This window comes from Candidatus Clostridium eludens, from assembly GCF_045310515.1.
Classification (GTDB): domain Bacteria; phylum Bacillota; class Clostridia; order Clostridiales; family Clostridiaceae; genus Clostridium_B; species Clostridium_B eludens.
Map to the genome: position 1 here is coordinate 107735 of NZ_JBJHZX010000011.1, position 10487 is coordinate 118221.

At 31.2% G+C, this 10487-nt stretch carries 8 protein-coding genes; 4 read left to right on the top strand and 4 right to left on the bottom strand.

Annotated features, from left to right (window positions below; genetic code table 11):
- Positions 1-132: 132 nt before the first annotated feature.
- Both ACJDU8_RS09275 and ACJDU8_RS09280 read right to left on the bottom strand, forming a co-directional pair.
- Positions 133-756 carry a class I SAM-dependent methyltransferase gene (locus ACJDU8_RS09275; protein WP_406791864.1) on the bottom strand — a complete coding sequence of 208 codons (624 nt, stop codon included), beginning with the start codon at positions 754-756 and terminating at the stop codon, positions 133-135.
- Between the two features lie 19 nt (positions 757-775).
- Positions 776-1213, bottom strand: coding sequence for a MarR family winged helix-turn-helix transcriptional regulator (locus tag ACJDU8_RS09280; RefSeq protein WP_406791865.1), 438 nt, complete (start codon positions 1211-1213; stop codon positions 776-778).
- Positions 1214-1779: 566 nt separating this feature from the next.
- Here ACJDU8_RS09280 and ltrA point away from each other — a divergent pair.
- On the top strand, positions 1780-3147 hold the full coding sequence (gene ltrA, locus ACJDU8_RS09285) for a group II intron reverse transcriptase/maturase (protein ID WP_406791866.1): 1368 nt from the start codon (positions 1780-1782) through the stop codon (positions 3145-3147).
- A gap of 1173 nt (positions 3148-4320) precedes the next feature.
- Entirely contained in the window at positions 4321-4443 is a 123-nt protein-coding gene (locus ACJDU8_RS09290; RefSeq protein ID WP_406791867.1) for a hypothetical protein, read from the top strand.
- A 170-nt stretch (positions 4444-4613) separates the two neighbouring features.
- Here ACJDU8_RS09290 and ACJDU8_RS09295 read toward each other — a convergent pair whose 3' ends face one another.
- Positions 4614-4808, bottom strand: a complete 195-nt coding sequence (locus tag ACJDU8_RS09295) for a hypothetical protein (RefSeq protein ID WP_406791868.1) — start codon at positions 4806-4808, stop codon at positions 4614-4616.
- Between the two features lie 475 nt (positions 4809-5283).
- Positions 5284-5718 (bottom strand): hypothetical protein, encoded by a 435-nt coding sequence (locus ACJDU8_RS09300; protein ID WP_406791869.1) that lies wholly within the window; start codon positions 5716-5718, stop codon positions 5284-5286.
- 524 nt (positions 5719-6242) lie between these two features.
- On the opposite strand from ACJDU8_RS09300, the gene ACJDU8_RS09305 reads away from it, so the two are divergent.
- Positions 6243-7628, top strand: a complete 1386-nt coding sequence (locus tag ACJDU8_RS09305; protein WP_406791879.1) for an IS4 family transposase — start codon at positions 6243-6245, stop codon at positions 7626-7628.
- Between the two features lie 402 nt (positions 7629-8030).
- The gene (locus tag ACJDU8_RS09310; RefSeq protein WP_406791870.1) at positions 8031-9611 is read left to right on the top strand and encodes a COG4705 family protein; all 1581 of its coding nucleotides are present in this window, start codon (positions 8031-8033) and stop codon (positions 9609-9611) included.
- The last annotated feature ends 876 nt before the right edge of the window (positions 9612-10487 follow it).

A 10487-nucleotide genomic window follows, 5' to 3' on the forward strand; every position in this document is an offset into this window, starting at 1 on the left:
ATTTTGAAATTATTGAAAAGACAAAGTTGAATTTTTGGAAATAGAGAATTCTACCCTTAAAAGCATTGTTGGGGATATGATGAATCAAATAGCACAACAGACCAATTAAATAATATGTGTTGATTTAGAAATCTACTTTTCGCCATAAGCTATAAAGATACTTATACTTACATTTTCACAACTACAATTCGAAGTGGTATTACAATTACCGCCAGTACAATCAACTACAACATTCTTAAGTCCTGCACTTACGAACCATTGTTTTATATTTTCTCGATTAAATCCCATCCAGCGATCAAAGTGTTCTGTTTTTAAGAACTCAAAATCATGTTTATCTAAATCAGTAATGACAATTTTTCCACCTGGTTTTAAAATTCTTACCATCTCTTTAATTGCAGTGAGAGGATCTTCTACATGATGTAAATACATATTTGCCATAGCATAATCGACTGTATCATTTTCTATCGGTAGAATTTCAGCTTCACCTTGACGATACTCAATATCATTATATTCTTTAAATTTTAGCTTCATTTGCTTAAGCATTTCTTCTGAACTGTCTACAGCAATAACTCTTAATCCGTTTTTAATTAATCCTTCTGTAATAAATCCTGTTCCTGACCCAATGTCAGCAGCAACCTTTCCGGATTCTACCTTTGCGATATCATAAGCTCTTTCTCTTATAGATTCCGAAAAGAAATTTTGACGCATAGTATCCCATTGGTTAGCTATTTTCTTAAAATAGTGTTTACTATCCATGATATTGCTCCTCTCATATTCATTTATTATTACTTATTGCTTCCAGTAAGATTTCTAAGCTTTCTAACACTTGTTTCTTTTTGTCTTCAGGTATAAGGGTATAAACATTCTTGTAGTATATATTCATACTCTCCTCAATTGCCATAAACACTTTTTCTCCATCTTCAGTAAGGAAAATTGTTATATACCTCCTATCCTGTGGATCAACTTCACGTCTCGCTAAGTTCCTATTTACAAGATTATTAACTGTTCTGCTCATGGTACTGTTATCCAAATTTAATAACCTAGAAAGTTCGTTTAATGATATGTTTCCTAAACGACCTATTTCAACCAAGGCATGACATTGAGCCATAGTTACACCGCAGCAAGTAGTCTGAAAATCCTTAAGCGCTCCAAGCTTTCTTTCCAGTATCCGTATCAGTTCTCTTAGCTGCTTTGAACTAGTTACTTCAGACATGTAAAAAACCTCCTCCAATACTAATAATTATTAGTATTGTAATATACAAGTGTTGCAATATACAAGTATTTTTTATATTACATGGGGTAATGGGAGCATCCGTGGTGCGTCCCGACAGGGCGCATATTCTAGCAGGCGGAAATCCTGCCAAGGTAAGATTTAGCAAATCGCCTTGTATCGAGTCTTGGAGGTGTTGCGGTAACGTAACATTTTAAGCGTAGACAGAAAGCTAGCGAGGTAGAATTGACTGGGTGGTAACCCAGCAGTGAATGGGATTGAGCTTCGAAAACTCCTTGATGATGTGGCAGAAACGGTCACGGACGTGGAAAGCAATATTTATTTGTGCGATAAAGCGAGTGCAAATAAACACATCTGGGGTCTGAGACCCTACCTAGCTAAGTATTGAGAATATGCGGAAACTCGGGGAGATCCTGACTGGCCTTTTCTAAGGAAAAGTATGCAGTACAAACTGAAGAAGTAAGGAAGGCAAAAGCCAGCAGGAAGTCGGATACTTTTATAGTACTGATGATAACGGGTAATGCCGGAGAAAGGAAGGAGAGTAACATATGAAACAGCTTAAAAGGGAAACATTGCCCGGACTTAGAATCGGAATAACAGTGAGAACAAAACTTGCAAGCATAGCACAGGTAGCTCGAAGAGATAAAGATGCAAAGTTCTGTTCATTAGCTTATTTAATGAGCTCGAATACATTAAAAGAATCTCTTAAAAGATTGAATAACACCGCATCTCCAGGTATTGATAAAGAAACTAAAGAAAGTTATAAAGTACATTTGGATGAAAATGTGAGTAATTTGCTAATCAAATTAAAGAAAGGTTCGTACAGACCCCAGCCAATAAAAAGACAGTATATACCTAAAGCCGGAAGTGATAAAATGAGACCACTTGGTATTCCTGTTTTAGAAGATAAGATAGTGCAAGGTGCTTTAGTTATTATTCTACAAAGTATTTATGAAGAAGATTTTCTTCCTATATCATTTGGGTTTAGACCAAATAAAAGTTGTCACGATGCATTGAAAAATCTAAGCAATGACATAATGAAGAAAAAAGTTAACTACATCGTAGAGGCTGATATTAAAGGTTTTTTTGACCATGTAAACCATGAATGGATGATGAAATTTCTTAAACTTAGAATAAATGATAGCAGGATACTTGCTCTTACTAAGAGGTTCTTAAAAGCAGGCATATTGGAAAAAGGAAAGTTCATTGAAATTACTGAAGGCGTAGCACAAGGTGGAAGTCTGTCTCCACTTTTGGCCAATATATATTTGCACTATACTCTTGATTTATGGTTTACCAAGGTAGTAGTTAAACACTGTAAAGGTGAATGCTATCTAACAAGATATGCGGATGATAGTGTAGCATGTTTTCAATACGAAGAGGATGCAAAAGCATTCTATAAATCATTAAAAGTTAGACTATCAAAATTCGAACTCAATATTGCAGAAGAAAAGACTAAAATTATAGAGTTTGGAAGATTTGCAGAGGAACGAATAAAACGAAAAGGTGGAAAGAAACCAGAAACATTTGATTTTCTTGGATTTACACACTACTGTAGTAAGAGTAGAAAAGGAAATTTCAAATTAAAATGGAAAACAGCCTCAAAGAAATTTCGGACCAAAGTTAATGAATTCAATAAGTGGATAAAAGAAAATAGAAATCTTCCACTAGGTCTAATATGGGAAAAAGTAAATCAAAAACTACAAGGACATTATAATTATTATGGCGTTAGTGATAATTGGGGCAACTTACTGAAATACAAAAGGCAAATCATAAAATCAATGTATTACTGGTTAAAGAAGAGAAGCCAACGAACTAAATTAAACTGGGATAAAATAGCCAAATTGTTAGAATATTACCCACTCGTAAATCCTAAACCCAATTCTTTAGTTAATCTAAATCCTACCTATGTGTAAAATAGGTTCATATGGGGAGCCGGATGCCTTAATTGGGCACGTCCGGTTCTGAGAGGGGCGGTATCTGTGAAGATTACCGTCTACTTGCCACATCAGGGGCAAAGTATATTCCATAATTTAGGTGTTTTCATTAGATGTCTTATTGCATATTAGACAGAAGATTTATAATGTCTAATTAAGCTACCTGTTAAAAAATAAAACTAGAGCGTTTTTCACTCTAGTTGCTGAACAAAATGAAGATAATGTGTCTTTAAAAACTATAGTATAAAGATACATGTAAAAAGAAAGAGAAAAATAAAGATAAACCTGCATAAATTAGGTTGGAAAAGTGTATCATTGTGTTTTAATAGTTTGATGATACATCTTATGGATGGATAAAGTTATCATAGGAATAATTTCCTTTATATAATATTTTTCAGGTTGGAACTTCCACTTTCAAAAGGGAGTAGATAAAATTGAAACTCCCACAGAGCCATTTTAAAGCGGTTTTTCTTATCGGGGATATAGATAGCCTAATTTTATGAAAACATCTAAATGACCTTTCTATGGTTCTTGAATTTTTGATATGTTCATTTACTTTTATCTGTAACACTTTATTTGTCTTGTTAATATTATAAACGTACATACAAAATACAAAAGATAATAAAGAGGATTCTTTATACCATGTGGATGACGAAATCAAATATCCAAAGAAATTGAAGGGAAATGAAGAATTTCATTTCCCCTTTTAGAGTAATAGTTTATTTAGTTATTTGTATGGTTCTTGAATTTTTAATATGTTCATTCATCTGTTGCGGTAACATTTTACTTGTCTCATTAATATTATAAAAATATATAACAAAAGATAATAAGGATAATTCTTTATGCCAAGGTGTAATCGTAAATATGATAGTGGTTGTGGTAGATTCGGACAAGGAGAAGAAGTACTAGTCATAATAATGCTCTTATTATTATGTTGTGGCATTAACTGTGGTTACTAATGCTAAGGAAAATGTTCTAGATTACTTAAGAAGTAAAAGAAGATTTAGTAAAAAATATATATTTTTTATTAAATAGTCTTTGTAATTTACTAAATTAATTTTAGAGGCTTGATTAAAGCAACAAGATATAGAACAAATGATCATAAATTGGATAACTAAAAATATATGTTTAAGATAACAAGGAGGGATCTCTATGGGACGTAGATGTGATTGTGATAGATTTAGACACGGACGCGGATGCGAAGTAATAGTAATAATAATAATTTTATTATTATTATGCGGATGTGGACACGGATTTAGAGACGGAATATGCTAAAATAGATTGTTAGAGGGAAATGAAATTCTTCGTTTCCCTTTTTAAAATAACAGTTTATTACTTTAGTGATTTATTCTTCTTCGTATTTTATACTTTTTTACCTTTAAATTACACTATATTATAAGATTTAAAATATTTTATATTTAAAACTAATCAGCTCATTATCCTGCTTAGTCCATTTCCTGATTATAGATAGCTCCCATGCTAATCATATTTATTTTAGCAAGAGCCTTTTCTGCTTTCTCTGCCTTGGCTTTCCATTCCTCAACTTCTCTCTCAAGTCTTTTTCTTTCAAGAGGTGAAAGTCTGTCTAACTTCACGCCGTCAAGTTCAGCTATATATTGACGGGTAAAAATAGGCCACATACTGGGGAAAATATCATGTGCTCACGTATAAAAAAGTTCGTATTTTGTACAAGTTTTATCATTAAATTATTCAAATAATATAATATTTATATAAACATCTAATATTATACATTCTGACACAGGGGGCGTATTTACAATATTTTATCACTTATTTTTTTCAATATGCCCCTTAGTACATTCACTCACACAAGCAAGTCAATTTTTATTTATCTGCATAATTTAAGTAAATTCTATCGCAGTTCTTATTGAAAAAAATGGGTTTATTAATATTTTATTTCATTTTACTATCTTATACAATGTAGTAATTCAATGTTAAAACAACCTTAAGTCAAGTAGGCTTGTTGAATTAAGTGTAAATATTCACGATAACAATTATTGATACACTGCAAAGGGTTAATTTACGGTCAACTATTATTCATTTCTTAAAATGTACTTTTTAAAATATATTCTTTTGCATTTTGATATTTTCAATTTGTCACACAAAATTTATACCGTATATCTCACAAAACTCTGATATCGTCTTTTCAGGTTCTGGAATAAATTCTAAAGCTCTATCACATGCATTTTCAAGTAAACGAATGGCTCCATGCGGTGATTGTATCTTTTCGCCTCCCTCGTGAGATTGTATAGCACAAAACATAAATTTATCCATGTAACACCCTAGACTGTTAGATAGTATTAAATATTCTTTTTCTACATTTTTATTTATAGGGTTTTTCCCTACTCTATACAGTTCGTCTGATAAGAACTGACCCAGTAAAATCATTACTTGAAAATATTGTTCTGGTGTACTCAATTTCCCTAGTTTAAATCCAGTATATAATGACTCAACCCACTTTTGTTTTAGTTCTTTTATTGGCTTATCAGCACTGATTACTGGTGTCCCCGTTATCCTATATATTTTTAACATTTTTAAATCTCTCCCTTATTTTAAGGCACATAAAATAGCATTAGAACTACTCCCTTATAGTAATTCTTTAAAAAAGCTCCTAAAATTTTTTGTTCTTTAGGGTAGTAATGGAGAATGTCTTATATAGATATTTTACCTTACAAGGTATACTATGCTATGCTTTACCTATGAAGTTACTAGAAAACTGAAGTGATATACTATGGGCTTTTTGGTTTATGATGTAGACAAATTTAAAAGAGGTGGGTATATACCTCTTATTTTTAATGTTCTTAATCAGCTCTATATGCTCATAAAATTGCATGATTATTTGTCTGACACTTAAATTATAAAATTAGTTATAAACTAATGAATTATATTCACTTATAGGGGTAATGGGACATGGCCATCAAGCTAAGGAAAAAATAGTCCCCATTTATAAAAAATAGTACAATAAATAATAGAAATCTATTTTTTATAAGGAGGGCTAAAAAATAGCAAAAGAAAAATTAATAACACAAAATGGAATCAAGGAATTATCAAACCATATACTAAAATACTTTTCACAAGAAGAAGTTGAAAAGATAGCAAGAAAGGTTGGATTTGTACGAAGAGAAGGTAAATTAAAAGCATGGGAATTCCTTTATTTATGTGCATTTTCACAATTGGACGTATCAAAAGATACACTTGTAACAATGAGTGCTAATCTAAGCTCAAAAACAAAAACAACAGTAAGCAGCCAAGCATTAGACCAGCGTTTAAATGAAAAGGCAGTAAAGTTCTTAAAAGAAATATTTACAAGGCTTTTAAATAGTGTAACACTCACAAATTCAAATATACCTACCATATGGGATGAACATTTTAACAGAATAAGAATAGTTGATTCTACGGCATTTCAAGTCCCGGAAATATATAAGAGTGTATATCCAGGTTCAGGAGGGAGTTCACAGCCTTCCAGCATAAAGATACAGCTTGAATATGAATTAAAATCAGGAAACTTCATGCACATAGATGTGGGTCACGGGAGTGGAAATGACAATACCTTTGGAAGTAAAATAAAAGACACATTTAAGGCAGGAGATCTTTCATTAAGAGACCTGGGATACTTTAATCTCAAGGATTTTGAGGATATGGAAAATAAAAAATCTTTCTATGTTTCAAGACTTAAACCTAATATAGCTGTGTATGTAAAAAATGAACATGTTAAATATCTTAAAAATGGACAACCAAGGAAGTCAAGTGTTTATAAGAGATTGTTTTTAAAGGACGTGACAAGTAAAATGCAGGAAGGCCAAATTAAGGAAATACCAGATGCATTTGTTGGGAGAACTGAAAAGCGCAAAGTACGTCTAATAATCTATAAACTTACCAAGAGCCAATTTAAGGAACGGAAAGAAAAGGTCTTTAGAAATGCTAAAAAGAAAGGTATTAAGAAAAGTGCTAATACAATTGATTTGATAGGAATAATAATATACATGACCAACATATCAAATGACATATTGATTACAAAACAAATACATGATATTTATTCATTAAGATGGCAGATTGAACTAATATTCAAGATATGGAAGTCAATATTTCACATATCTAGTGTAAAACCAGTAAAAATTGAACGTTTCAAGTGCCAATTATATGGTAAACTTATTTTACTAGTTTTAAGCTCCATAGTGATGTTTAAAATGAGATCTGAACTCTTAAAAAAGAAGAAGTTTGAAACAAGTGAAATTAAAACAGCACAAATAGTGCATGAATATGTTCAAGAGCTGTATTTCAGCTTTATGACGCCTTCAAGTAATTTCAAAGTTTTAACAAGAATATATAACTGTATATGTAAAAATGGGCGGAAATCGCACCGTAAGGACAAAAAGACCTTCTTTGACATTCTTGGAGTCCCCTACAACCATCAAGAAAGAAGGTGTGAAACCGCCGCATAAAACACTTTTATTATATTATAATTTAAAGTTCGTGTCTTCAAAAAATCATGAATACAGGAGCTTTTTTGATATGCAAAAAATCACATTAAAATAGTACTTATTCTAAAATTTGTAATAACATAAATTTGTTTTGCCTTAATCTCTTACACCAACTGATTTAATTCATTATTCTCGTGTCTTAGCTTGATGGCCATGTGGCGACACCCCAATAATCACTCTTACCTTCATGGGTAGAAATATTTAATCTATCAAAAAATGGTGCTAAAAAATGTGTAAATAGTTTTGGATACAGATCGTTAATAATTTTTTAATACTATTTTAATAACATTTTAATGTGCCTTTAAATAATAGTAAATATATTTATATGTGAGATATACTATATTTACAAAAGAGGAGTAAAAAATGGAAACGAACAAAACAAAAAAAATTAAAAGTCTATTAAGTAAGGTTCCAGAGGTAACTATTTATTTCTGGATTATAAAAATCTTATGTACCACAGTTGGTGAAACATTTTCAGATTTCTTAAATGTCAATCTTGGGTTAGGGTTAACTCTTACTACAATTATAATGGGAATAGCGTTTATCGTTGTATTGTATCTTCAATTCAGAGCAACTAAATATGTCCCTGGCATTTATTGGCTAACAGTTGTACTTATAAGTGTATTTGGAACGTTGGTAACCGATAATTTGACAGACGGATTAGGAGTACCTCTTGAGGTTAGTACAGTAGTTTTCAGCGTGCTATTAGGGCTAACTTTTCTTTTTTGGTATCTTAGTGAAAAAACACTCTCAGTACATTCAATTTATACAGTAAAAAGAGAAACTTTCTATTGGCTCACTATCCTTTTCACATTTGCACTGGGAACAGCAGTTGGCGATTTATATTCCGAGCAGCTTGGTCTTGGGTATCTTCGCACAGGAATAATAGTGGTTATTATAATAGCTAGCGTATTTTTAGCATATAAATTCTTAAAACTTAATGAGGTATTAGCGTTTTGGGTTGCTTATGTTTTTACTCGCCCACTCGGAGCATCACTCGGAGATTACCTATCTCAGTCAAAAGAAAATGGTGGATTAGCCTTGGGAGCAACAGTTACCAGTGTGATTTTTCTAATAGCTATTTTAGCAGTAATAACTTTTCTCGCTGTTACAAAACGTGATGCAATGCCCAAAAGTGAAACAGTAGCATCAAAGCAAACAAATGGAATCAAGAAAAATGTTTTGACACAAACCATTGTGGTATTGTGCATCTTCTTAGCTGTTGGTATGGGTGGCTATGTTTGGTGTAGCAGTAATATTGTAGTACCGCAAACTGGTTCTTCACAAACTACATTAAAAGGACAATTAACAAATTTTATTACAATTGAAAATGATATGCTAAACTTTGTAAATTCAAATAACTTTACTTCGGCGAAAACAAAGGCTGATGATTTGGAGCATGATTGGGATACATCAGAGGCACAGTTAAGAAAAATTGATAGCAAAACATGGACACAAATTGATGGAACCATGGATGAGGTACTAGCAGCAGCTCGTTCAAAAAATCCTGATGCTAGCAAGTGCAAATCGGCGCTTAACAATTCGCTCAGTATTTTAAATGGAGCAAATAATAATGTGCCTGCACCTACTTCCCCAAACAATCAGAATACTACACAAGCTCCATCGCAAAGTACGCCACCAAAGACAACAACTCAAACTACATTAAAAGGACAATTAGCAAATTTCATTACAATTGAAAATGATATGCTAAACTTTGTAAATTCAAATAACTTTACTTCGGCGAAAACAATGGCTGACGATTTGGAGCATGATTGGGATACATCAGAGCCTCAGTTAAGGGAAATTGATAACAAAACATGGACGCAAATTGATGGAACTTTTGACAGTGTATTGTCAGCAGTCCGTTCAAAAAATCCTAATGCCAGCAAGTGTAAGTCGGTGCTTGAAAATTCTCTCAGTATCTTAAATGGAGCAAATAAATAAAAATGAAAAACAGTCATTCTAGGCGACTGTTTTTCATTTTAGATAAAATTTAGGAAATTATTAGTTTGTTTTCTAATCCTGAGTATTTTCATTCATTAAATTATGGAAGAAGTTGATTTAATAATTATTCTGTAAATAATTATAGAGAAAATATTTACAATATCAAAATATAATGTAAACACGAACTAAGGGAACTCATTTTAAGGTTCCCTTAAAAAAATGTTATATTATCAACACTATTCTTTAACAAAGCCATTTTTTAATCATATGTAAATTAATAAATTTAAATAGTATGTTTGTAAAAAGTGATTGTGTTTATTTTTCTCTACGAAAAATTAAGTATGGTTAATTAATAACCATACTGCTTGCGAGAAGAAAAATTTAATTATATTATATGAAGTTAAATAGCTTGTCTAAAAAGTTATGGATATTTTAATCAAGTATATTAATATAATACATTATTTAAAAATATACGTAAAATATTAAATATATAGTTATTTATACCAATAACTATATAAAAGGATATGAGTGTATGAGGATTTTTATATAAGAGTGGACAATAAATTTCTAATGTTTGATTATTATATAATCTTTCAGTACTAACAATGCTTATTTACATATATTTGAAATCAATGTGTTATTTGTTTATAAGCTGATCATTTTTGTAACCTAATTTTTTCTTTACTTTTTCTTTGTAAACCTAATGAAAACAGTATAATAATCATGCTGCTTTTATAATCACCTTACATAAATCTATTATAACTCATATAAGATGTTTTTTTTATTCTAGTTCATTATCATTCAAATGGAATAGTAAATGTAATATTTGTACCTTTTCCAAGTTCACTTTTGACATAAATTTTACCACTATGGGCT